Origin of the sequence: Cedecea colo (assembly GCF_011808225.1) — a bacterium.
Classification (GTDB): Bacteria; Pseudomonadota; Gammaproteobacteria; order Enterobacterales; family Enterobacteriaceae; genus Dryocola; species Dryocola colo.
Genome location: NZ_SOYS01000001.1, coordinates 291894 through 315903 on the forward strand (window position 1 = coordinate 291894; position 24010 = coordinate 315903).

Here is a 24010-nt window from a genome sequence, read left to right on the forward strand (position 1 = left end):
ATGTTTCTGAGTCAGGAAGATTTCGCCACCGTGGTCCGCGCTACGCCGCTAATCTCCATCGATCTCGTCGTTGAAAACCTGGCAGGTGAATACCTGCTGGGCCTGCGCACCAATCGCCCGGCCCGGGGCTTCTGGTTCGTGCCGGGCGGACGCGTGCAGAAAGATGAAACCCTGGCCGATGCTTTTGCCCGTTTAACCGTGGCAGAGCTGGGTCAGCGCTTCAGTCCTGAAGAGGGCGAATTTTACGGCGTATGGCAGCACTTCTACGACGACAATTTCTCCGGGCAGGATTTTTCCACCCACTACATCGTGCTCGGCTTCCGCCTGCGGGTGGATGACAAGCAGCTGCGGCTGCCGACCGAACAGCACAAAGATTACTGCTGGCTGACGCCGGAAGCGTTACTGCGTCGCGATGATGTGCACGACAACAGCCGCGCCTACTTCATCAGACAAGGCAAAGGGAAGGTACCCGGTTTATGAAAATTCTGGTCTACGGCATTAACTACTCACCGGAGCTGACCGGTATCGGTAAATACACCGGGGAAATGGTGGAGTGGATGACCAGCCAGGGCCATGAGGTGCGTGTTATCACCGCGCCTCCTTACTATCCGGACTGGAACGTACGCCCGGACTATTCGGCATGGACTTATAAAAAAGAGCAGGGCGCGGCGACCGTCTGGCGCTGCCCGCTATACGTGCCGAAACAGCCTTCCACCTTAAAGCGCCTGCTCCATCTGGGCAGCTTTGCGGTGAGTTCATTCTTCCCGCTGCTGGCGCAACGTGGCTGGAAGCCGGATCGCATTATCGGCGTGGTGCCAACCCTGTTTTGCGTACCGGGCATGCGGTTGCTCGCAAAACTGAGCGGGGCGCGCACGCTGCTGCATATTCAGGATTACGAAGTGGACGCGATGCTCGGCCTGGGCATGGCGGGTAAAGAAAAGGGCAAAGTAGCCCGCCTGGCAAGCCGCTTTGAACGAAGCTGCCTGCATAACGTCGACAATGTCTCGACCATTTCTCGTTCCATGATGAACAAAGCCATCGAGAAGGGCGTTGACCCGAAGCGTGTGATCTTCTTCCCCAACTGGTCGGAAGTGGAGCGTTTTCGCGACGTCACTGAGCAGGAGGCGCTGGCGTTACGTGAAAGCCTGCGGCTGCCTGCGGATAAAAAAATCATTCTGTATTCCGGCAACATCGGGGAAAAACAGGGGCTGGAGACGGTCATTGACGTCGCCGCGCGTTTTGCTGACCAGCCATATCTGTTCGTGATTGTCGGCCAGGGCGGCGGGAAAGCGCGCCTGGAAAAGCTGGTGGCGGAGAAGGAGCTGCACAACGTGGCGTTTCACCCGTTGCAGCCTTACGACGCGCTGCCTGCGCTATTGCGCCTTGCCGATTGCCATCTGGTTATCCAGCGTCGCGGTGCCGCAGACGCCGTGCTGCCGTCCAAGCTGACCAATATTCTTGCCGTTGGCGGCAACGCGGTGATTACCGCCGAGCCGGAAACCGAGCTCGGCCAGCTTTGTGAGCAGTATTCCGGCATCGCCGTGTGCGTGGAACCAGAGTCTGCCGACGCGCTGGCAGCCGGGATTGAACGCTGCCTGCGGTTGCCGGCGCACAACACGGTGGCACGTGAGTATGCCGAACGCACGCTCGAAAAAGAGAACGTGCTGGGTCAATTCATTGCAGCTATATCTCCACAAGATGTCGGGGTTAAATCATGAGTCATTCGCAGCTTTATCCGGTCATTATGGCTGGCGGGAACGGCAGCCGTTTATGGCCGCTGTCCCGCGTGCTTTACCCGAAACAGTTTCTCTGCCTGAAAGGGGAGCTGACAATGTTACAAACCACCATTTGTCGTCTGAACGGCGTGCAGTGTGAAAGCCCGGTGGTAATTTGCAACGAAGAACACCGTTTTATCGTCGCCGAGCAGCTTCGCCAGCTTAACAAGCTGACGGAAAATATCGTGCTGGAGCCTGCCGGACGCAACACCGCACCGGCCATCGCGCTGGCCGCCCTGGCGGCAATTCGCCACCGGCCGGATACCGATCCGCTGATGCTGATCCTCGCCGCCGACCACGTGATTCAGAATGAAGACGCTTTCCGTGACGCGGTGCGTAACGCGCTGCCGTATGCCGAAGCGGGCAAGCTGGTGACCTTCGGCATCGTGCCGGATCTGCCGGAAACGGGTTACGGCTATATTCGCCGTGGGCAGCCGGAGGCCGCCGGTGTGGACGCCGTGGCGTTTAGCGTGGCGCAGTTTGTCGAGAAGCCAGATATAGAAACCGCCCAGGCTTACGTCGCCTGCGGGGAATACTACTGGAACAGCGGCATGTTCCTGTTCCGCGCCGGGCGCTACCTCGAAGAGCTGAAAAAATTCCGCCCGGATATCCTTGAAGCCTGCGAAAAAGCGATGGCCAACGTCGACCCGGATCTGGACTTTGTGCGCGTGGACGAGGCGGCATTCCTGGCCTGCCCGGATGAGTCAATCGACTACGCGGTGATGGAAAAAACCGCCGACGCGGTGGTGGTGCCGATGGACGCAGGCTGGAGCGACGTGGGCTCCTGGTCTTCCCTGTGGGAAATCAGCGCCAAAAGCCCGGAAGGGAATGTGCATCACGGCGATGTTATCAGCCATGAAACCGAAAACAGCTATATCTATGCGGAGTCCGGCCTGGTCACCACGGTTGGCGTAAAAGATTTAGTGGTGGTGCAGACCAAAGACGCCGTGCTGATTGCCGATCGCGATCATGTGCAGAGCGTGAAAAAGGTGGTTGAACAAATCAAGCACGATGGCCGCCACGAGCACCACAATCACCGCGAAGTTTATCGTCCGTGGGGCAAATATGACTCCATCGATTCCGGCGAACGCTATCAGGTAAAACGCATCACCGTGAAGCCGGGTGAAGGTCTCTCTTTGCAGATGCATCACCATCGCGCCGAACACTGGATTGTGGTGGCGGGCACGGCAAAAGTCACCCTTGGCGATGAGGTTAAACTGCTGGGCGAAAACGAATCTATCTACATCCCGCTGGGCGTGACGCACTGTCTGGAAAACCCCGGCAAAATTCCGCTCGACCTGATTGAAGTGCGTTCCGGCACTTATCTCGAAGAGGACGACATCGTCCGTTTTCAGGACCGCTACGGGCGTATTTAACGCGTAAATATTCATTGTTCCCCGCAGCCTGGCGCTGCGGGTTGGGTAACTGTTGCCCGAAGGAGCGAAAACGATGCAAAAACTGACCTGTTTTAAAGCCTACGACATTCGCGGCAGGCTGGGTGAAGAGCTGAACGAAGATATCGCCTGGCGTATTGGCCGCGCCTATGGCGAGTACCTGAAGCCGAAAACTATCGTGCTGGGCGGCGACGTGCGCCTGACCAGCGAAACCCTGAAGCTGGCGCTGGCGCGTGGCCTGCAGGATGCGGGCGTGGACGTGCTGGATATTGGTCTTTCCGGCACCGAAGAAATCTATTTTGCCACCTTCCACCTGGGCGTGGACGGCGGCATCGAAGTGACCGCCAGCCATAATCCGCTGGACTACAACGGCATGAAGCTGGTGCGCAGGGGCGCGCGTCCCGTCAGCGGCGATACCGGCCTGCGCGACGTGCAGCGTCTGGCGGAAGCGAACGACTTCCCGCCGGTGGACGAAGCGAAACGCGGCAGCTACAAACGGATTTCCGTGGCTGAAGCGTACATCGACCACCTGTTCTCCTATATCAACGTGAAGAACATTAAGCCGCTGAAGCTGGTGATTAACTCCGGCAACGGCGCGGCAGGCCCGATTGTCGACGCCATCGAAGCAAGGTTTAAAGCGCTTAACGTGCCGCTGACTTTCATCAAAGTGCATAACACCCCGGACGGCAGCTTCCCGAACGGTATTCCTAACCCGCTGCTGCCGGAATGCCGCGACGATACCCGCAACGCGGTGATCGAGCACGGCGCGGACATGGGCATTGCGTTTGACGGTGATTTCGACCGTTGCTTCCTGTTCGATGAGAAAGGGCAGTTCATCGAGGGCTACTACATCGTTGGCCTGCTGGCGGCGGCATTCCTCGAAAAACAGCCCGGCGCGAAAATTATTCACGACCCGCGTCTGTCGTGGAACACGGTGGATATCGTTGAGCGCGCGGGCGGTAAACCGGTGATGTCGAAAACCGGTCACGCGTTTATCAAAGAGCGCATGCGCGAAGAAGACGCTATCTACGGCGGCGAAATGAGCGCCCACCACTATTTCCGCGATTTTGCTTACTGCGACAGCGGGATGATCCCGTGGCTGCTGGTGACCGAGCTGCTGTGCCTGAAAGGCAAACGGCTTGGCGAGCTGGTGTGTGACCGCATGGCGGCGTGGCCGGCAAGCGGCGAAATCAACAGCAGGCTTGCGGACCCGCAGGCGGCGATTGAACGGGTGCATCAGCATTTTGCGCCGCACGCGGAGGAAATCGACAACACCGACGGCGTGAGCATGGCGTTCGGCGACTGGCGCTTCAACCTGCGCAGCTCCAACACCGAGCCGGTGGTGCGCCTGAACGTGGAGTCGCGTGGCGATGAACGGCTGATGCAGGCCCGGACGCAGGAAATTATGGCGCTGCTGAATCAGTAACCTGGAGGTACGGGATCGCCCTGCATCTGTAGGGTGGCTAAACGAAGCGCCATCCACCGCGAAGTCGCCTGAAAGCGTGGCGGATGGCGCAGGCTTATCCGCCCGGCAAAGGAAGGGGTTCCGAGACCCTTTGAACAAAGGTAAAACGATGACAAATCTAAAAAAGCGCGAGCTGCCAAAAACGAACGCATCGTTAATCTCTATGGTGCAACGTTTCTCAGATATAACCATTATGTTTGTTGGGTTATGGGTGGTGTGTAAGGTCAACGCGTTGCCGTTTTTGTACATGCATCTGCTGATGGCCCTGCTGACTCTCGTTGTATTCCAGATGATTGGCGGCATTACCGATTTTTACCGCTCCTGGCGCGGCGTGAAAATTTCCAGCGAACTGCTTCTGCTGCTACAGAACTGGACCATGAGCCTGATCTTTAGTGCCGGTCTGCTGGCCTTTAATCCTGATTTTGACGGGTCTTTCTGGGTGTACTTTGCCTGGTATGTATTAACCAGCTTCGGCATGGTTGTCTGCCGTTCGTTTATCCGCTTTGGCGCGGGCTGGCTGCGTAATATGGGCTATAACACCCGCCGTATTGCTATCGCCGGCTCCCTGCCCGTTGGCCGTACGCTTGCCAGCAGTTTCCGTAACGAACCCTGGTTAGGTTTTGAAGTGACGGGAGTTTACGACGATATGCAGCCTGCCACCGATCTGGGCGACTATGCCGGTAGCTTCGCGGACCTGGTTGCAGAGGCGCGTTCGGGCCGCATTGATAACGTCTATATCGCGATGGCGATGAGCGAGGAGGCGCGCATTAAGGATCTGGTGCGTGAGTTGACGGATACCACCTGTTCGGTGCTGCTGATCCCGGATGTTTTCACGTTCAATATCCTTAACGCACGTACCGAAGAGGTGAACGGTGTGCCGGTTGTGCCGCTATTTGATACGCCGCTCAACGGGGTTAATCGGGTGCTTAAGCGCCTGGAAGATATCGTCCTCGCATCGATGATTCTGCTGCTGATTTCCCCGGTGTTGCTGTGCATCAGCGTGGCGGTGAAAGCCACTTCCCCCGGACCGGTTATCTTCCGCCAGACCCGTTACGGGATGGACGGCAAGCCGATTAAGGTGTGGAAGTTCCGCTCTATGAAGGTGATGGAGAATGACGCGGTAGTGGTGCAGGCCACGAAAGGGGATAAGCGTATTACCCCGGTCGGTAACTTCCTGCGCCGCACTTCGCTTGACGAGCTGCCGCAGTTTATCAACGTGCTGCTGGGCGGCATGTCGATTGTTGGCCCGCGTCCTCATGCCGTGGCGCATAACGAGCAGTATCGTTCGCTGATTGAAGGCTACATGCTGCGCCATAAGGTGAAGCCGGGCATTACGGGCTGGGCGCAGATTAACGGCTGGCGCGGCGAAACGGACACGCTGGAGAAAATGGAGAAGCGCGTTGAGTTCGACCTGGAGTATATCCGCGAGTGGAGCCTGTGGTTCGACATCAAAATCGTCTTCCTCACCATTTTCAAAGGCTTTGTTAACAAAGCCGCGTACTGAACGAGATGCTCATGAGCCTGAGAGAAAAAACCATCAGCGGCGCCAAATGGTCAGCCCTTGCGACCATCGTTATTATCGGCCTGGGGCTGGTGCAGATGACCGTGCTGGCGCGTATTGTCGACAATAGCGAGTTTGGGCTGTTAACCGTTTCGCTGGTGATTATCGCGCTGGCGGATACGCTGTCAGATTTTGGCATCGCCAACTCCATTATCCAGCGTAAAGAGATAAGCCGCCTTGAGCTGACCACGCTCTACTGGCTGAACGTGGGCCTGGGACTGGTAGTCTGTGCGGTGATGTTTTTGCTGAGCGACTTTATTGCCGGGTTGTTGCATACCCCGGCGCTGTCGCCGCTGATTAAAACCCTCTCTTTCGCCTTTATCGTTATTCCCCACGGCCAGCAGTTTCGCGCTTTAATGCAAAAGGAGCTGGAGTTCTCAAAAATTGGATCTATCGAGACGGTTTCCGTGCTGGCGGGCTTTACGGTAACGGTAAGTACCGCGATGTACTACCCGTTCGCCATGACCGCCATCGTTGGCTACCTGGTGAATACCCTGGTGCGCACCTCTTTATTTAGCTTCTTCGGCCGCAAAATTTACCGCCCCGGCTTCCATTTTTCGCTCAACTCCGTGGGATCAAACCTGAAGTTTGGCGCCTGGCTGACGGCGGACAGTATTATTAACTATCTGAATACTAATCTTTCTACCCTGGTGCTGGCGCGCATTCTGGGAGCGGCAGCAGCCGGGGGCTTTAATCTTGCCTATAATCTTGCGGTTGTGCCGCCCGCTAAACTTAATCCCATCATTACCCGCGTCCTTTTCCCGGCATTCGCCAAAATACAGGATGATACCAATAAGCTACGTGTCAATTACTACAAGCTCGTCTCCATGGTTGGCATCATTAACTTTCCAATACTGCTCGGTTTACTGGTGGTAGCGGATGCTTTTGTTCGCCTGGTGTTTGGCGAACGCTGGCTATTTATCACGCCGGTACTACAACTGCTTTGCGTGGTCGGGCTGCTACGCGCCATCGGTAATCCTGTCGGCTCACTACTGATGGCTAAAGCACGTATGGATATCAGCTTAAAGTTTAACCTGTTTAAAACGGTGTTATTCATCCCGGCCATTTTTATTGGCGGCAAGCTAAATGGCGTGATGGGCGTAACGGCCGGTTTTCTCTCAATACAGATAATCAACACGGTATTGACCTATTTCGTCCTTCTTAAACCGATCCTTGGTTCAAGCTATCGGGAATACATTTACAGCATATGGTTACCTTTCCGCTTATCGCTACCCACAGTGTTGGTGAGCGGCGGGCTGGGATATTTCTTTTCGGGACGCTTGCCGTTTACAGCATTGCTCATTCTTCAGGTGGTTGCGGGTGTCGCAGCATTTGTCCTGATGCTGATCTTTTCTCGCGAACCGCTGGTACTTGAGATTAAGCGTCAGCTGTGCCGCAGCGACAAACTGAAAGTCTTAATGCGTGTTAATTAACCCTTTGACACGCTGTAGTAAATATAACGAGGACACAATGAAATTTCTTATTTTGGGTAATCATACCTGCGGCAACCGCGGCGACAGCGCGATATTGCGCGGCCTGATTGACGCCATTTACACGCTGGATAAGAGCGTGCGGATAGATGTAATGAGTCGCTACCCTGTGAGTTCTGCAAGCCTGCTCGGCCGCCCGGTGATAAGAGATGGTTTGTATGACCATATGAAACAGGCCAATAACGCAGCGGGCGTCATAGGCCGTATAAAGAAAGTGCTGCGCCGTAAATATCAGCACCGCGTACTGCTGGCGAAGGCAACGAAGAACGAACATCTGAGCATGGTCTCTGTACCTAAAGCTTTTACCGATTTCGTTGACCGCCTTGAGCAGTACGACGCCATTATCCAAGTGGGTGGATCGTTCTTTGTCGATCTATATGGTGTATCGCAGTTTGAACATGCCCTGTGCAGTTTTATGGCGAATAAACCCATATACATGATTGGCCATAGCGTAGGTCCCTTTAATGACTCGCAGTTTAATGAACTGGCGCAGCATGTATTTAGCCAGGCTGACGCGGTGGTACTGCGTGAAAGGGTCAGTCGCGATCTGATGGAGCAGGCTGGCATCGACATGCAAAAAGTTGAACAGGGGGTGGATACCGCATGGCTGGTTGACCGCAAGGCGGACGATATCATGCTGGATTATGCTGTTACACACTGGCTTGACATTATTCGTCAGCGCAAAACTGTCGCCATTACGCTTCGCGAGCTGGCACCTTTTGATAAGCGTCTTGGCACCACGCAGCAGGCTTATGAAAAAGCCTTCGCAGCTATCGTCAATCAGCTTATCAGCAGCGGCTACCAGGTATTGGCTCTCTCTACTTGCACCGGTATCGGCAGTTACAACAAAGATGACCGCATGGTGGCGCTGAACCTGCGCCAGTATGTGGACAATCCAGACCAGTATCATGTGGTGATGGACGAGCTTAACGACCTGGAGATGGGCAAAATTCTGGGCGAATGTGAACTGACCGTTGGCACGCGCCTGCACTCCGCGATTATTTCGATGAACTTTGGTACGCCAGCCATCGCCATCAACTACGAACACAAATCCGCCGGCATCATGAAACAGCTCGGTATGCCGGAAATGGCGGTGGAGATCCAGCATTTGCTGGATGGTTCCTTACAGCAAAAAGTGACTGAAACCCTGAATCAACTACCTGAAATCAACAAACGTCTTGTGCTGGCGGTGCAGGCAGAGCGTCAGCAAGGCCTGCGCATGGTGCAGAATATGCTGACCCGCGTGAAGGAGGCGAAATGAAGGTCGGCTTCTTCCTGCTCAAGTTCCCGGTCGCCTCTGAAACCTTTGTGCTCAACCAGATCGTTGCGTTTATCGATATGGGATATGAAGTGGAGATCGTCGCGATGCAGAAGGGCGATCTAACCAACACCCACGCTGCGTTCAAAGAGTACAACCTTGCGCAGAAGACCACGTGGCTGATGGACGAACCCGACGGTAAAGTGGCTAAGCTGCAATCCCGCGCCTTGAATACGTTGCGCGGTTCGCTCCGCTCCCGTACCTGGCGCGCGCTGAACGCCTCGCGTTACGGGGACGAAGCTCGAAACCTGATCCTTTCTGCAATTTGCGGGCGTAACCCGCAAACGCTGCAGGTGGATGTGTATATCGCCCACTTTGGCCCGGCTGGCGTAACGGCTGCCAAGCTGCGCGAGCTTGGCCTGCTGCAAGGAAAAATTGCTACCGTCTTCCACGGCATCGATATTTCAGGTCGCGAAGCGCTGGCGCACTACACGCCGGAGTATCAAAAGCTGTTTGCGCGTGGCGATCTGATGTTGCCGATAAGTGATTTATGGGCCGCTCGTCTGAAAGCGATGGGCTGCCCGCCTGCAAAAATTGCCGTGTCGCGCATGGGCGTGGACATGGATCGCTTCTCTTTGCGCCCGGTAAAGGCGCCCGCCAGAACGCTGGAGATCATTTCCGTAGCGCGGCTTACCGAGAAAAAAGGGCTGCACGTAGCGATTGAAGCCTGCCGCCTGCTCAAAGCGCGCGGCGTGGAGTTTCGTTACAACATTCTTGGCATCGGCCCGTGGGAGATCCGCCTGCGCACGCTAATCGAACAGAATCAGCTGGACGACGTGGTCTTTATGCCGGGCTTTAAGCCGAACCACGAAGTGAAAGCGATGTTAGATAAGGCCGATCTGTTTTTACTCCCGTCCGTTACGGGCGAGGACGGCGATATGGAAGGTATTCCTGTCGCGCTAATGGAAGCGATGGCGGTGGGTATCCCGGTGGTATCTACCGTTCACAGCGGCATTCCCGAGCTTATCGATGCGGGCCGTTCAGGCTGGCTGGTGCCGGAATACGATGCCATCGCGCTTGCCGACAGGTTGCAGGCCTTTGCAGGCGTAGAAGAAAGCGAGCTGAAGCCGATGCTGGCTCAGGCGCGCGCAAAAGTTGAAACCGAATTTAATCAGAAAATTATTTACCAAAAATTAGCCCATCAGCTCCATACGCTGTAAACCCACCGGGTGAAGCTTCACGAGGACGTATGCGCAAAAGATTTGAACCTAGTTCCCTTTCGTTTTCCCCTTCCCGCCGCAGGCTGTTGTGGACCAGTTCAGTGCTGGCCGCGGTGCCCTTAGTTTTACCTCGCCTGGTTCTGGCTGCCGGTAGCAAAGGCGCGGTAAACGTCCAGCAATTCTACAGTGGCGACTGGCCCGCCGCTTTCAAACAGGCCTTTGCCTCTGCTGATACGGTTGCCGTTCCCGCTGATTTAGTTTGCGACAACATCCACACCGCTATTTTTATGCCCGAGGGTAAAACGTTGCGGGTAGCCGGCGGCCTGAAAGGCAACGGCAAAGGACGCTTTATCATGCGCGACGGCTGTAAAATTCTGGGCGAGAAGGGCGGACGTTTTAATAATATTATCCTCGACATACGTGGTTCGGACTGTACCATCCAGGGAATTGATATGAGCGGCCTGGTTCCGGTGATGCAGATATACATCGGCGGCAAGGACAAGCGCACTATGCGCAACCTGGTAATCGACGACATTACCATCCACGATGCGAACTACGGCATCCTGCGCCAGGGATTTCACAACCGTATGGAGAATGTGAAAATCACCAATGGTCGTTTCAGCCACCTGCAGGGCGACGCCATCGAATGGAACGTGGCGATTAACGACCAGGATCTGCTTATCTCCGATCATGTCATTGATAATATTGATTGCACCAACGGCAAGATAAACTGGGGAATCGGTATCGGGCTTGCGGGAAGCACCTACAATAACGACTATCCTGAAGACCAGGCGGTGAAAAATTTCGTGGTGGCCAACATCACCGGCAGCAATTGTCGCCAGCTGGTTCACGTGGAGAACGGTAAGCATTTCATTATCAGAAATGTGAAGGCGCGCAATATTAATCATACCTTTAGCAGAAAGGCCGGAATTGATAATGCCACGGTAGCAATTTATGGCTGTGATAATTTCGTCATTGATAATATAGACATGGTAAATAGCGCCGGCTTCCTGATTGGCTACGGTGTTATAAAAGGCAACTATTTATCTATTCCGCAAAACTTCAGGCTTAATGACATCACGCTTGATAACACCAACATGCCGTATAAAGCCCGGGGCATCCAGATATCTTCCGGTAACGCCACCTCGTTTGTTGCCATTACGAACGTGACCACAAAGGGCGCGACGCTTGAGCTGAATAACAAGCCTCAGCATCTTTTCCTCAGGAATGTCAACGTAATGCAACGGGCAGCCACGGGACCTGCGCTGAAGCTACGCTTTGATTTACGCAAGGACGTGCGCGGCCGCTTTATGGCCAAAGAGGACACGCTGCTGTCGCTTGCCAATGTGCATGCGGTGAACGAGAAAGGGCAAAGTTCGGTGGATATTGACCGGGTGGATCACCAGCACGTGAACACCAGCAACCTTAATTTTGCCCTGCCCGCGTTGCGTAAATAAACAATCAAGTCACTTTACGATTTTTCTGAGCCCTTATTGACTTCAATAAGGGCTTTTTTGTTTTGTATCCCCCGAGGCGGGGGATAAGATGAAGTACAAAACTTGGGGATCAATTCATGCTGGCATCAGAGCACGAAAAGTTTATAATCCCTCAACAAAATCAGATGTAAAAGAGAGTATGCATCTGAAATTCGCCATTGAAAAATAGCTAATTATTGCGCTTACAGTTTCATTGGATCAAACTTTACTCACTGGGCATGGTATGAAAGAGAAGGTCATTTTTGTTGGCGCATCTGGCTTTGTTGGAACCCGACTTATCGAGACAGCAACTTCTGAATTCGAAATCAAAAATTTAGATAAGCAGAGCAGCCACTTCTATCAAGACATTACCGTGAACGGGGATGTCAGAGACCAAAGTTCACTTGATGAGCATTTTGCTGATCAACAAACTGTGGTGTTACTTGCGGCGGAGCACCGCGATGATGTAAGTCCTACCTCGCTTTACTATGATGTAAACGTGCAGGGCACCCGCAATATCCTCTCGGCGATGGATAAAAACGGTGTTAAAAATATTATCTTTACCAGTTCCGTAGCGGTTTATGGTCTGAATAAGACCAATCCAGGCGAAACTCACCCAATCGATCCTTTCAATCATTACGGCAAGAGCAAATGGCAGGCGGAAGAAGTGTTACGCGCCTGGCACGCCGAAGCACCGGCAGAACGCTCCCTTACTATTATTCGTCCTACGGTTATCTTCGGTGAACGTAATCGCGGCAATGTCTATAACCTTCTCAAACAGATTGCCAGCGGTAAATTTGCGATGGTGGGGGCGGGTAACAACTACAAGTCCATGGCTTACGTTGGCAACATTGTAGAATTCATCAAATACAAGCTTCAAAACGTCGAAAAGGGGTATCAGGTTTACAATTATGTCGATAAACCTGACCTCAATATGAATCAGCTTGTCTCAGAAGTTGAAAAAAGCCTCAACAAAAAAATCCCATCCGTTCACTTGCCGTATGCTGTGGGTATGCTCGGTGGCTTCTGTTTTGATGTGCTGAGCAAGCTTACCGGCAAAAAATATTCTATTAGCTCGGTGCGAGTGAAAAAATTCTGTGCAACCACGCAGTTTGATGCAAGTAAAGTTCATGCTTCTGGCTTCGTCTCACCCTACACGCTGTCTCAGGGGCTTGATCGCACGTTACAATATGAATTCGTAACGGCGAAAAAAGACGACATCACTTTTGTTTCTGAATAACTGCCGATCATCGTTTTTGGGAGAGTTATCTGATTTAGCGCTCGGACGGTAAGCAGTATCGTGATGGCCGTTTGCGTATGAATCAACGCAAGAATTAACGTGGCATTTGTCTTCACACGTTATTGAAATCGAGATTTTAAGATGGATATGCTCTTGCGAGAGGCTATAATCCTCCAACCATTTAAGAGGTGGGACTAAACATGACTAATTTAAAAGCAGTTATTCCGGTAGCCGGTCTTGGTATGCATATGTTGCCTGCAACAAAAGCCATCCCAAAAGAGATGCTGCCGATTGTCGATAAGCCGATGATCCAGTACATCGTCGATGAAATCGTGGCTGCGGGTATCAAAGAAATTGTCCTGGTAACCCACTCATCCAAGAATGCGGTCGAAAACCACTTCGATACTTCATACGAGCTTGAAGCACTGCTGGAACAGCGCGTTAAGCGCCAGCTGCTGGCCGAAGTGCAGTCTATTTGCCCGCCGGGCGTAACCATCATGAACGTCCGTCAGGCGCAACCGCTCGGTCTCGGTCATTCCATCCTCTGCGCTCAACCTGTCGTTGGCAATAACCCGTTTGTCGTTGTGCTGCCAGATGTGGTGCTGGACAATGCGAGCGCCGATCCACTGCGCTATAATTTGGCTGCTATGGTTGCGCGTTTCAATGACACAGGACGCAGCCAGGTACTGGCTAAGCATATGCCAAATGAAGATCTGTCAGCATATTCCGTTATCACTACGAAAGAGTCTCTGGATAATGACGGCCAGGTGAGCCGCATCGTCGACTTTGTTGAAAAACCGGATCAGCCGCAGACGCTGGATTCTGACCTGGCCGCCGTTGGTCGCTATGTCCTGTCTGCCGATATCTGGGCCGAGCTGGAAAAAACCGAGCCCGGCGCATGGGGCCGAATCCAGTTGACAGATGCCATCGCTGCGCTGAACCAGACACAGCCGGTAGAAGCCGCGTTGATGACGGGCGACAGCTACGACTGTGGTAAGAAAATGGGCTATATGAAGGCGTTCGTTAACTATGGCCTGCGTAACCATAAAGAAGGGCAGAAGTTCCGGGAAAGCATCCAGAAGATGCTGGCACGTTGATTTTAAATCAATGAAAAACAGTCACTTATGATAAAAACGGCAGATAAAGTGGCGATGGGGTCGCGATTGGGCGGCTTTGTTGGGACTTATCTGCCGTTTTTTATTTAACCCCTTAATAAATTAAAGAATGTACTTTTTTGATTCGTAATGCATTCGAGCAGGCATTAACCTAAATTTCTGTTCGAATGTGTTGCCGCCATCCATGAGTTTTCAGTGTACTGGTAGCTGTTGAGCCAGGGGCGGTAGCTTAACTATTCTATGAGTTCCATTAAAATATGACAGTTATTAATTTTATTTTCCCGAAACATGAAAATTTACCTGAAATAAAACATTATATCGATTATTTTTCAAAAATCGGTATTAACTGCTATTGTAATTCAAAAAGTATTGCTTTTATAAGAAACGAAGCACTTGTATATATAGAGTGGCATATAATGGGAACGCATTTTTTACATCAACCTAAGTTTTTAAATAAAATTGATGGGAAATGCTTTTTGATCCATGAGTATGCTTCTTTATCAACCGGTAAGAATAAGTTAATAAAGTTAATAAAGGATCTGATCAAACATAAATGTAGCCATAAACCTGATCACCAATTATTCTTAAATGGATACATACAAAAAAGGATGGCAATCCGAGGTGTATATGGCGAGCTAAGAGATATGGGGGTTTCTAATATATTTATTAAAAGCCGTAATAAAGTAAATAATGCATTATTAGAGACATATGATTTTGCCTATGTTGGTAGTATGGCTGCAGAGAGAAAGATAGAAAATTTTCTAGATTGTGATCTTTTTAATGAAAAAAAAATATTGATGCTTGGAAATCCTCCAAGTTATCTAAAAAAGAGATATGAAAAAAAAAGCAATATAAACTTCATTGGAAGGGTTGAACAAGATGATATTCCCTATCATTTAGCCCAAGTGAGAGTGTGTATAAATTATATTCCAGATGAGTATCCCTATAATCAACAAACCTCAACGAAATTAATAGAATATCTTACTTTAGGTAAAGATGTTATAAGTAATAAATATGAGTGGGTTTTCAAATTCCTTAATGATAATAAGATAGCATATGAAGATATTGATAATGAATTTATTTTTATAAAAAACAACGATAAATATGTTTCACTCGAATGGTCAGTTATCATATCAAATTTAAAAATAACCAACTTAATAAAAAATAATGAATCTTTTTAAAAATACAATGCTATTTAGTTTCGAGAGATTATTCAGGACTACTCTTGGTTTTTTAATCTCAATTATGCTTACTAAAGCATATGGCATTGAAGTTTATGGAGAATATGCTTATTATTTTGCAATTGTTAATATACTGGGCGTGACATTTTCTTTAGGACTTGATGATTATTTTATTAAATGTGCAGCGGAAGGGCATAAATTGCCAAAATTTTTGCTTCATTTACGAATAAAATTAAGTGGCATAGCCTTTTTCCTCTGCTGCATAATACTTTACAGGAATCAAGCAAAAATTGATTTCTGGATAATAGCATTTCTGTCTTTAACATATATATGGAATTGTTTTTATTTATTATTGATAGTAGTGGATAAAGCTAATAAACATAAAGCAATTATTTTTTTAATTAGTATAGGATTATTTTTCCTTTGTTTGAAGTTTTTTTTATTAAAATTTGGCTTCTTGCTTTTTATTTTAATAACTTTTTTTGAAACTCTTGTTACCACGTTTTTTTTATATGTTAACGTAAACAATATATTTGTCTCAAATAAATATCAACTTTCAGCAATAATAAAAATAGTTAAATTGTCTTTTCCTATTGGTTTATCATCATTATCAGTAATGCTTTTTTACCGCTTAGATCAGATGATTGTAGAGCATTTTTTGGGGGTGAAGATACTTGGTATTTACGCACTGTCTGCAAGTATGATACTTGCCGCAGGGTATCTTCAGTCTGCTTATGTAACTAGCATGTACTCGGCGATAGGATATGCGAAAAACAATGGATGTATCTCTAGTGTTAGGGTCGCTTTAACAAAAGCTTATCGAGGTTCTATTTTTATTGGCATTCTTGTTTATATTATTTATATCATCATAGGTAAAATTTCGATAAAATTAATATTTCCAGAAATATCTTCACAATTGATTTCTATACTTAATGTGGGTATGCTCTCTGTGCTTTTTTCTGGATTGGCTGCAATTAATTCACAGTATCTTTTCTTCTATAATTATTCTAATAAAAGATTATGGAGGACCCTCATTTGTTTAGCCTTTAATATTTGTTGGAATTTAATCTTAATACCAATATATGGGATTGAGGCTGCAGTATGGGGCTATGTGTGTACACAAATTATCATGGGGTTATTGTTTAATATTTTTGACAAAACAACAAGAGAACTTTTCTTTTTGCAGATGAAATCTTTAATCATCTTTAGAGTTACGGATAAATGAAAAAAATAATTTCCTTGTTTATAAAATATATATTTTCTCCAATTCCATTATTGCTGTATTTACTTTATATAGCAAAGATTTTAAATTACAAAACAGCATCACAGATGATAGCTATTATACCTGGGATCGCTGGCCTTTTGATTAGGCAGCTATATTATGAGATTTCTTTAAATTCATGCGGTCATAATTTAAGGGTTTTTTGGGGGGCGTATATTGTATATCCTGATGTTACAATAGGGAATAATTGTACTATTGAAGAATTCTGCATTATAAGTAAATGTAAAATTGGGAATGATGTTATTTTGGCCGCGAGGGTATCAATAATGAGTGGTTCAAAGCACCATGATATAAATGATATATCAAAAATTTTTGGGGAAAGTAAAGCTGAATATCGCACTGTAGAATTAGGTAATAATTTATGGATTGGAACCCATGCGATTATTATGAACGATATTGGTGACAATACAGCAATAGGAGCAGGGGCGGTTGTAACTTTCCCAATACCCGACCTATCAGTTGCTGTGGGTGTACCTGCTCGCGTAATAAAAAAACGTGGTGCTTTATAATGTTTGGGATATTAGCAAAATACTATATATTTTTTCTTCTGATTATTTATCCTTCGTTAACTTTACTCTCTCTATTTGGGCTAATTCCATTTTATCCATATAACTTTATAGTAATTGGTTTGGGTTTGTGTCTTATATTAGGTATGCTACTTCGGATTTGCACCGGTATTCGGGTGAAGATAGGGATAATTGATGGTTTAGTAATAACTGCTTTTGTTTGGTATTTCTCAGTGATTATTTTGAATAATAATATTTATTCATATACTGAGGATGGCCGATTTATATCTTCTGTAAGGTATTATTTTCCGTTTTTCATTGTATCTTTCTGTTGTTATTTTATATTTAAATGTGGAGCTGATTTCTTTTATAGCACTAATGTGAAATATTATTTATTAACCATATATACAGTCCTTTTTTTTATAACGATTCTTTATTTTGATCCAAGTTCATTTAAGATCGATTTTTCTTATTTAATTGATCCATCATTTATTGGTGTATATCAAATAGTAAGCGATAGTCTCGCGTTTACAGTAATATCTATATTAGCTTTGGCAAAACTATCAAAGCTATTTAGAATTATAATTATAGCAACAACTTTGTTTTTCTTGCTTATTTTGAATGCAAGGTCTGGATTGGTTGGTTTTATTTTTGGATTATGTTTCATTTTTAATATTAGAGAGAATCTGATAAAAAAACCTGTCTTTATAATAAGTTGTATATTATTTCTGTTCGTAATAATTTTTTTAATTATTCCTGATGTCCAAATTGTATTGGCATTTTTTGAAAATTCAAATAGCCGTATATATAATATTTTTTCAGGGAATTTCAGTGATGATGCATCGTTTATGGGAAGAATGAAACTGCTTTTGCACTCTTTCTCCGTTATTTTTGAACATCCACTACTTGGGGATTTTGGTTCCCAAGCTAGTAATAACATTGACGGTTTTGGTGTTCGCTGGGGTGCTTATACACATAATATTTTTGTTTATTGGGATCAATTCGGTTTTATCGGGTTTATGTTTATTATGTTGATAATAATCGTTAGTGTTTATAATAATATAAAAATAAAAAGGAATTTAAATATTGATCTGAGCGCGGTGATAGCGTTTGTTCTGTCACAACAGTTATTTTTGAAAAGTTTTACTTATTTCTATTTCTTTGCAATGGTCGGATTAATTGAAGGTGTTAAATATGTTAGTAAGTATAATTATAACCACAAGAAACTCTAGTGGTTATATTGAAAAAACATTAGACGCAATTTTATCTCAGACATATAAAAATTTTGAAGTGTTGATTGTTGATGATGCAAGCTTTGATGTTGATAGGCTACAGACAATCGTATCCAAATATTCAGAATCTTTTCCAATCAATCTGATTTTACAGAACAATAAAACAAACGCCTCATGTACACGAAACGTAGGAATGAGAAATGCGAAGGGAGAGGTTCTTTCTTTTCTGGATGCTGACGATATTTGGTATGAAAATAAATTGGAAATGGTAATTAATTTTTTTAAGCAAAAAAAGAATGGAAACAAACCATTCCTTGTTTTTCATCAGTCCTTCAGAGGGACATACGAAGATCTAGAGAATGGAAATGGTATAATCGTTCCGGATGACGGGCCGGTCGAAGAGAATATTGTTGATTATTTACTAAACGACCACGGCGTAATACAGACTTCTACAATAAGTATAAACAAATACGCGGCAAATATTTTGCTTTTCGATGAATCGCTCCCTCGTCATCAGGACGTTCAATTCTGTTTTGATGCTTTCGCAAAAGGAGTGTATTTTCATTTTATAAAACAGCCGCTTTCTTGCTGGGTCATATTAGATCGCTCAGTTAATGCTCATGTCAAAGGGGCTAATGTCGATTTTTGTATAAATTGGTTATCTAAGAATGAACTTATACTTAGTGATAAGAATAAAATTAGTTATATAAGCAATGTTTTATATTTTATATCTATTAAAGAAAAACGTTTTTTAAAAGCTATATTGGCCAGCTTCAGATTGTTAGGATGGAACGCTTTCGTTGCATTGAACGCATTTGGCTTATTTGTGTTAAAGAAGTTTTCGTTAAAAATTAAAAGATATTTTTTTACCTCTAAAATTAATAAGAGCACAATATAATGCACAAAAAAATTGCATATATAATTACAAAATCGGAAGTTGGTGGTGCCCAGAAATGGATAAAAGAACAACGAGAACTTTTGTCTGTTAACTATGATATATACCTTATTACTTCTGAACCCGGATGGTTGGCTGAGCAATTTCCAGCTGATCATGTTTTTTATGTAAAAGAAATTCTCTCTCTCAGTTCCATATCCGCCTCATACAAAATCGCAAAAATATTAAAGAGCATTAAAGCAACTGTTGTTATTAATAATTCAGCAAACGCTGGATTACATGGGCGTTTAGCGAAGCTATTTTTCCATCATCGTTCAATATATGTTTCCCATGGATGGTCTTGTATTTATAATGGTGGAAGATTTTCTTATATGCTTTGCTTAATAGAGAGAATATTGTCATTTTTTTCTGATAAGATACTCTGCGTTTCTAAAACAGATTATGATAAAGCAATAAACCATATTGGTATTTCTTCAAAAAAATTGCTAGCAATAACTACCGGAATAAAACCAGTGCGGTTACGTCCAGATAATAATAATTTATCGGGGCCAATTAAACTTGTTTTTGTAGGGCGGATGGCTCATCCTAAACGTCCTGACTTATTACTTAAAGTTATTTCAAAACTACCCAATGTTAATATTGATCTGATTGGTGATGGTCCATTGTTATTTAGCCTTAAAGAAAAATATATTTCTCAAAAAAATATACATTTCTTAGGAGAAATTAGAGATTTTGATTCATTTTACAAATATGATGCATTGGTTCTAACATCAGATAGTGAAGGCTTGCCAATGTCGGCTCTTGAAGCCGCATCAGCGGGTTTACCTCTACTTTTAAGTAATGTCGGTGGGTGTTGGGAACTTATTAACGATGCTAATCCTAATGGCATTTTATACAAAAATGATTTTCAGTCCTTTCACGATTCTGTTGTTAATCTTATTAAAAACTATTCAGCTTTTCAAAAATCCGCAAGCAATTTAAAAAACGATTTTAGTTTACATCATAAGTATAATGAGTATGTTTACCTAATAGAAGGTGAATAAATTTTATGTATATAATCTTATAAGTCGTATCGGGAGAAATATGAAAGTTTTAGTGACTGGAGGAGCAGGCTATATTGGTTCTCATACTGCATTGGAATTACTTAATCGTGGAGATGAGGTTGTAATTATTGATAATTTTGCCAATTCTTCTTGTGTGGCTTTGAAAAGACTTGCTGAAATATGTGGAAGAAAACCAGTCTTCTATGAAGGTGATGTAAAAGATAAACTACTTTTGCGTAGAATTTTCTCGGAACAGCATATTGACTCAATTATTCATTTTGCAGGTTTAAAATCCGTATCAGAATCGATAAAGAAACCACTGGAATATTACGAAAATAATATCGTGGCGACGGTGGACATAGTAGATGAAGCGGCAAAGGCAAATGTAAAAAATTTTATTTTTAGTTCTTCTGCTACTGTATATGGTGATCCTGAGGTTATACCTATTTCTGAATTGAATAAAACTGGCGGTACCACAAACCCATATGGCACCTCAAAATTGTTTGCTGAGAAGATTTTACAAGATTATGCTGCTGCCAATAAAGATTTCAATATAACTATACTTAGATATTTTAATCCAGTTGGTGCTCATGTTAGTGGCAAGATAGGAGAAGATCCCAATGGTGTCCCTAACAATCTTGTTCCTTATGTATCAAAAGTTGCTGTTGGTAAATATGAATATGTATCTATATTTGGTAATGATTACAAGACTAAAGATGGCACAGGTATTAGAGATTATATACATGTTACTGACCTTGCAAAAGGTCATTTGGCTGCATTAGATCACATTGGAAAATTTGGTAATATTAGAATTTATAATTTAGGCACGGGGAATGGGTATTCTGTTCTCGACGTTATTAATAGTTTTCAAAGAATTTCAGGGGTAGGTATAAAATATCAAGTTGCCCCACGTAGAAACGGTGATGTCGCTGAATGCTGGTCTGATCCTTCTTTAGCATTGGCTGAATTGAAATGGCGTGCTGAACTTTCTTTAGATGATATGCTTAAAGACACATGGAAATGGCAAACTTTAAATCCTAATGGATATAATTAAGTAATTTCAGACGTTATTTATTTTATGGTTTGTTTCGAGATGAAACATGTATTTAATATAAATCAAAAGGTTACTTATCTGTTCCGCTACCAAACCTACATTCGGTAAGTTACCATCTAGTCTACATTCAAGCCGCGCATAAGCTGCGGTGACCACACCTGACAGGAGTATGTAATGTCCAAACAGCAGATCGGCGTCGTTGGTATGGCCGTGATGGGGCGCAACCTGGCGCTAAACATCGAAAGCCGTGGCTATACCGTTTCCGTGTTCAACCGCTCCGGTGATAAGACTGAAGAAGTCATCGCTGAGAACCCGGGCAAGAAGCTGGTTCCTTACTATACGGTACAAGAGTTTGTGGAATCCTTGGAAACTCCCCGCCGCATCCTGTTGATGGTTAAGGCGGGCGAGGCTACCGATAAAACTATCGATTCTCTCAAGCCATATCTTGAGAAGGGCGATATCCTGATCGACGGTGGTAACACCTTCTTCCTGGATACTATTCGTCGTAACCGTGAACTGTCTGCGGAAGGCTTCAACTTTATCGGTACCGGTGTGTCCGGTGGTGAAGAGGGCGCATTGAAAGGCCCATCTATCATGCCTGGCGGCCAGAAAGAAGCTTATGAACTGGTTGCGCCTATTCTTAAGCAAATCGCAGCGGTTGCTGAAGATGGTGAACCTTGCGTGACTTATATTGGTGCGGATGGCGCAGGTCACTATGTGAAGATGGTTCACAACGGTATCGAATACGGCGACATGCAGTTAATCGCCGAAGCTTATTCGCTGCTTAAAAATGGCCTGGATTTGTCCAACGAAGAGCTGGCAACTACCTTTACCGAATGGAATAAAGGCGAGTTGAGCAGCTACCTCATCGACATCACCAAAGACATCTTCACTAAAAAAGATGAAGAAGGTAAATACCTGGTCGATGTGATTCTTGATGAAGCGGCCAACAAAGGTACCGGCAAATGGACAAGCCAGAGCTCGCTGGATCTGGGAGAACCACTGTCTCTGATCACCGAGTCTGTCTTCGCGCGCTACATCTCTTCTTTGAAAGAGCAGCGCGTTGCCGCCTCCAAAGTGCTGAGCGGCCCTCAGGCTAAGCCGTTTACCGGTGATAAAACCGAGTTCGCTGAAAAGGTCCGTCGTGCACTGTATCTGGGCAAAATCGTTTCCTACGCACAGGGCTTCTCCCAGTTACGCGCCGCATCAGAAGAGAATAACTGGGATCTGAACTACGGTGAGATTGCCAAAATCTTCCGTGCGGGCTGCATCATCCGTGCCCAGTTCCTGCAGAAAATTACTGATGCCTACGCAGAAAACCCAGCAATTGCTAACCTGCTGCTGGCACCTTACTTCAAGAAGATTGCAGACGAATACCAGCAAGCGCTGCGCGACGTGGTTTCTTATGCGGTGCAGAATGGCATCCCTACGCCTACTTTCTCCGCGGCTATCTCTTACTACGATAGCTATCGCTCGGCGGTTCTGCCTGCAAACCTGATTCAGGCGCAGCGCGACTACTTTGGTGCGCACACTTATAAGCGTACAGATAAAGAAGGCGTATTCCATACCGAGTGGATGGAAAAATAACCTTTTCAGCAGGTTATAGCATGCTTTAAAACCAGTGGGAGTTGCTTCCCGCTGGTTTTTTCTTTTTAATCTACAGGTATAAATTTGCTTTTACCTTCTCGCTGCCGATAGTAATAAAGGTAGTGTACGCAGATTCGAATGGTTTGGGGCTTTATGAAAATTATCGTAACGGGCGGTGCTGGCTTCATCGGTTCTGCCGTAGTTCGCCATATTATTGACGCAACCAGTGACGACGTTTTGGTCATTGATAAACTGACCTATGCTGGAAACATTGAATCCCTCGCGCCTGTTGCCGACAACGCTCGTTACTCGTTTCGCCAAATTGATATCTGCGACAGGGCCGCACTGGATAAAGTATTTAAGGAGTTTCAACCGGATGCGGTAATGCATCTTGCGGCTGAAAGCCATGTTGACCGTTCAATTGATGGCCCTGTGGCTTTTATTGAAACAAACATCGTTGGAACCTATGTTATGCTGGAAGCAACACGTCATTACTGGAACCAACTGGCGTCGCCAGCCAAAGAGGCCTTTCGCTTCCACCATATTTCTACTGATGAGGTCTATGGTGACCTGCACGATACCGAGTCGCTGTTTACCGAGACGACACCCTATGCGCCGAGCAGTCCATACTCCGCATCAAAAGCTGCCAGTGACCATCTGGTTCGCGCGTGGCTGCGCACCTACGGCATGCCGACTATAGTGACCAATTGTTCCAACAATTACGGGCCTTATCACTTCCCTGAGAAACTGATTCCTTTAGTTATTCTCAACGCCCTGGAAGGTAAGCCATTGCCTGTCTACGGTAATGGTTGTCAAATCCGTGACTGGCTGTACGTTGAAGATCATGCCCGTGCGCTTTATAAAGTAGTCACCGAAGGCAAACCGGGTGAAACCTATAATATTGGTGGGCATAACGAGCGCAGGAATATTGATGTCGTGAAGACTATTTGCCGTCTGCTGGATGAAATAGTGGCGACTAAGCCTGCGCAAATTAATCGTTTTGAAGAGTTGATTACGTATGTAACAGATCGTCCGGGTCACGATCTGCGCTATGCTATTGATGCCTCTAAAATCGAACGAGAGCTTGGCTGGAAACCGAGCGAAACCTTTGAAAGTGGGATCAGAAAAACCGTTGAATGGTATCTGGCGAATGAGTCATGGTGGCAACGAGTTAAAAATGGTTCGTATTCCAGGGAACGTTTAGGCCTTAGCAGTTAATTAAGAAAATAAGGATTTA

20 protein-coding genes are annotated in these 24010 nt (G+C 46.3%); all 20 read left to right on the top strand.

The features are described from left to right. A complete protein-coding gene (locus E2L00_RS01260) occupies positions 1 to 480 on the top strand; it encodes a GDP-mannose mannosyl hydrolase (RefSeq protein ID WP_167605918.1) in 480 nt (159 codons plus the stop codon). Then, complete coding sequence (gene wcaI, locus E2L00_RS01265; protein ID WP_167605920.1) at positions 477 to 1718, top strand: colanic acid biosynthesis fucosyltransferase WcaI; 1242 nt, start codon at positions 477 to 479, stop codon at positions 1716 to 1718. Before E2L00_RS01260 ends, wcaI begins: the two co-directional genes overlap by 4 nt. Beyond that, positions 1715 to 3151, top strand: a complete 1437-nt coding sequence (gene cpsB / locus E2L00_RS01270) for a mannose-1-phosphate guanyltransferase (RefSeq protein WP_167605923.1) — start codon at positions 1715 to 1717, stop codon at positions 3149 to 3151. The genes wcaI and cpsB overlap by 4 nt, the downstream gene beginning before the upstream one ends. Before the next feature lie 73 nt (positions 3152 to 3224). Further along, positions 3225 to 4595 (top strand): colanic acid biosynthesis phosphomannomutase CpsG, encoded by a 1371-nt coding sequence (cpsG, locus tag E2L00_RS01275; RefSeq protein WP_167605926.1) that lies wholly within the window; start codon positions 3225 to 3227, stop codon positions 4593 to 4595. Positions 4596 to 4743: 148 nt separating this feature from the next. After that, positions 4744 to 6138, top strand: a complete 1395-nt coding sequence (wcaJ, locus tag E2L00_RS01280) for an undecaprenyl-phosphate glucose phosphotransferase (protein ID WP_167605929.1) — start codon at positions 4744 to 4746, stop codon at positions 6136 to 6138. Positions 6139 to 6149: 11 nt separating this feature from the next. Then, positions 6150 to 7628 (top strand): MOP flippase family protein, encoded by a 1479-nt coding sequence (locus E2L00_RS01285; protein ID WP_167605932.1) that lies wholly within the window; start codon positions 6150 to 6152, stop codon positions 7626 to 7628. Between the two features lie 37 nt (positions 7629 to 7665). After that, positions 7666 to 8946: a colanic acid biosynthesis pyruvyl transferase WcaK gene (gene wcaK, locus E2L00_RS01290; RefSeq protein WP_167605935.1), complete on the top strand. Its 1281-nt coding sequence runs from the start codon at positions 7666 to 7668 to the stop codon at positions 8944 to 8946. Further along, entirely contained in the window at positions 8943 to 10163 is a 1221-nt protein-coding gene (wcaL, locus tag E2L00_RS01295; protein ID WP_167605938.1) for a colanic acid biosynthesis glycosyltransferase WcaL, read from the top strand. The genes wcaK and wcaL overlap by 4 nt, the downstream gene beginning before the upstream one ends. 29 nt (positions 10164 to 10192) lie before the next feature. Beyond that, entirely contained in the window at positions 10193 to 11620 is a 1428-nt protein-coding gene (wcaM, locus tag E2L00_RS01300) for a colanic acid biosynthesis protein WcaM (RefSeq protein ID WP_167605941.1), read from the top strand. A 262-nt stretch (positions 11621 to 11882) separates the two neighbouring features. Continuing rightward, positions 11883 to 12878 (top strand): NAD-dependent epimerase/dehydratase family protein, encoded by a 996-nt coding sequence (locus E2L00_RS01305; RefSeq protein ID WP_167605944.1) that lies wholly within the window; start codon positions 11883 to 11885, stop codon positions 12876 to 12878. 200 nt (positions 12879 to 13078) lie between these two features. Beyond that, complete coding sequence (gene galF / locus E2L00_RS01310; protein WP_167605947.1) at positions 13079 to 13975, top strand: UTP--glucose-1-phosphate uridylyltransferase GalF; 897 nt, start codon at positions 13079 to 13081, stop codon at positions 13973 to 13975. A 275-nt stretch (positions 13976 to 14250) separates the two neighbouring features. Beyond that, a complete protein-coding gene (locus tag E2L00_RS01315; RefSeq protein ID WP_167605950.1) occupies positions 14251 to 15174 on the top strand; it encodes a glycosyltransferase family 1 protein in 924 nt (307 codons plus the stop codon). After that, complete coding sequence (locus tag E2L00_RS01320) at positions 15161 to 16399, top strand: MATE family efflux transporter (protein ID WP_167605954.1); 1239 nt, start codon at positions 15161 to 15163, stop codon at positions 16397 to 16399. Before E2L00_RS01315 ends, E2L00_RS01320 begins: the two co-directional genes overlap by 14 nt. Beyond that, the gene (locus tag E2L00_RS21785; protein ID WP_167605957.1) at positions 16396 to 16965 is read left to right on the top strand and encodes an acyltransferase; all 570 of its coding nucleotides are present in this window, start codon (positions 16396 to 16398) and stop codon (positions 16963 to 16965) included. The genes E2L00_RS01320 and E2L00_RS21785 overlap by 4 nt, the downstream gene beginning before the upstream one ends. Continuing rightward, positions 16965 to 18194: an O-antigen ligase family protein gene (locus tag E2L00_RS01330; protein ID WP_167605960.1), complete on the top strand. Its 1230-nt coding sequence runs from the start codon at positions 16965 to 16967 to the stop codon at positions 18192 to 18194. Before E2L00_RS21785 ends, E2L00_RS01330 begins: the two co-directional genes overlap by 1 nt. After that, positions 18157 to 19092, top strand: coding sequence for a glycosyltransferase family 2 protein (locus E2L00_RS01335; RefSeq protein WP_167605963.1), 936 nt, complete (start codon positions 18157 to 18159; stop codon positions 19090 to 19092). Before E2L00_RS01330 ends, E2L00_RS01335 begins: the two co-directional genes overlap by 38 nt. Then, a complete protein-coding gene (locus tag E2L00_RS01340) occupies positions 19092 to 20132 on the top strand; it encodes a glycosyltransferase (RefSeq protein WP_167605966.1) in 1041 nt (346 codons plus the stop codon). Before E2L00_RS01335 ends, E2L00_RS01340 begins: the two co-directional genes overlap by 1 nt. A gap of 40 nt (positions 20133 to 20172) precedes the next feature. Next, complete coding sequence (galE, locus tag E2L00_RS01345; protein WP_167605969.1) at positions 20173 to 21186, top strand: UDP-glucose 4-epimerase GalE; 1014 nt, start codon at positions 20173 to 20175, stop codon at positions 21184 to 21186. 174 nt (positions 21187 to 21360) lie between these two features. Further along, the gene (gene gndA, locus E2L00_RS01350; protein WP_167605972.1) at positions 21361 to 22773 is read left to right on the top strand and encodes an NADP-dependent phosphogluconate dehydrogenase; all 1413 of its coding nucleotides are present in this window, start codon (positions 21361 to 21363) and stop codon (positions 22771 to 22773) included. A gap of 153 nt (positions 22774 to 22926) precedes the next feature. Continuing rightward, on the top strand, positions 22927 to 23991 hold the full coding sequence (rfbB, locus tag E2L00_RS01355; RefSeq protein ID WP_167605976.1) for a dTDP-glucose 4,6-dehydratase: 1065 nt from the start codon (positions 22927 to 22929) through the stop codon (positions 23989 to 23991). The last annotated feature ends 19 nt before the right edge of the window (positions 23992 to 24010 follow it).

What these genes read in the sequence shown, in the direction of transcription:
- E2L00_RS01315 (WP_167605950.1), top strand. Translation starts at nt 14,251, where the DNA reads ATGACAGTTATTAATTTTATTTTCCCGAAACATGAAAATTTACCTGAA.
- cpsB (WP_167605923.1), top strand. Translation starts at nt 1,715, where the DNA reads ATGAGTCATTCGCAGCTTTATCCGGTCATTATGGCTGGCGGGAACGGC.
- E2L00_RS21785 (WP_167605957.1), top strand. Translation starts at nt 16,396, where the DNA reads ATGAAAAAAATAATTTCCTTGTTTATAAAATATATATTTTCTCCAATT.
- E2L00_RS01335 (WP_167605963.1), top strand. Translation starts at nt 18,157, where the DNA reads ATGTTAGTAAGTATAATTATAACCACAAGAAACTCTAGTGGTTATATT.
- E2L00_RS01285 (WP_167605932.1), top strand. Translation starts at nt 6,150, where the DNA reads ATGAGCCTGAGAGAAAAAACCATCAGCGGCGCCAAATGGTCAGCCCTT.
- wcaL (WP_167605938.1), top strand. Translation starts at nt 8,943, where the DNA reads ATGAAGGTCGGCTTCTTCCTGCTCAAGTTCCCGGTCGCCTCTGAAACC.
- galE (WP_167605969.1), top strand. Translation starts at nt 20,173, where the DNA reads ATGAAAGTTTTAGTGACTGGAGGAGCAGGCTATATTGGTTCTCATACT.
- E2L00_RS01320 (WP_167605954.1), top strand. Translation starts at nt 15,161, where the DNA reads ATGAATCTTTTTAAAAATACAATGCTATTTAGTTTCGAGAGATTATTC.
- rfbB (WP_167605976.1), top strand. Translation starts at nt 22,927, where the DNA reads ATGAAAATTATCGTAACGGGCGGTGCTGGCTTCATCGGTTCTGCCGTA.
- gndA (WP_167605972.1), top strand. Translation starts at nt 21,361, where the DNA reads ATGTCCAAACAGCAGATCGGCGTCGTTGGTATGGCCGTGATGGGGCGC.
- E2L00_RS01305 (WP_167605944.1), top strand. Translation starts at nt 11,883, where the DNA reads ATGAAAGAGAAGGTCATTTTTGTTGGCGCATCTGGCTTTGTTGGAACC.
- galF (WP_167605947.1), top strand. Translation starts at nt 13,079, where the DNA reads ATGACTAATTTAAAAGCAGTTATTCCGGTAGCCGGTCTTGGTATGCAT.
- E2L00_RS01330 (WP_167605960.1), top strand. Translation starts at nt 16,965, where the DNA reads ATGTTTGGGATATTAGCAAAATACTATATATTTTTTCTTCTGATTATT.
- wcaM (WP_167605941.1), top strand. Translation starts at nt 10,193, where the DNA reads ATGCGCAAAAGATTTGAACCTAGTTCCCTTTCGTTTTCCCCTTCCCGC.
- cpsG (WP_167605926.1), top strand. Translation starts at nt 3,225, where the DNA reads ATGCAAAAACTGACCTGTTTTAAAGCCTACGACATTCGCGGCAGGCTG.
- wcaJ (WP_167605929.1), top strand. Translation starts at nt 4,744, where the DNA reads ATGACAAATCTAAAAAAGCGCGAGCTGCCAAAAACGAACGCATCGTTA.
- E2L00_RS01260 (WP_167605918.1), top strand. Translation starts at nt 1, where the DNA reads ATGTTTCTGAGTCAGGAAGATTTCGCCACCGTGGTCCGCGCTACGCCG.
- E2L00_RS01340 (WP_167605966.1), top strand. Translation starts at nt 19,092, where the DNA reads ATGCACAAAAAAATTGCATATATAATTACAAAATCGGAAGTTGGTGGT.
- wcaK (WP_167605935.1), top strand. Translation starts at nt 7,666, where the DNA reads ATGAAATTTCTTATTTTGGGTAATCATACCTGCGGCAACCGCGGCGAC.
- wcaI (WP_167605920.1), top strand. Translation starts at nt 477, where the DNA reads ATGAAAATTCTGGTCTACGGCATTAACTACTCACCGGAGCTGACCGGT.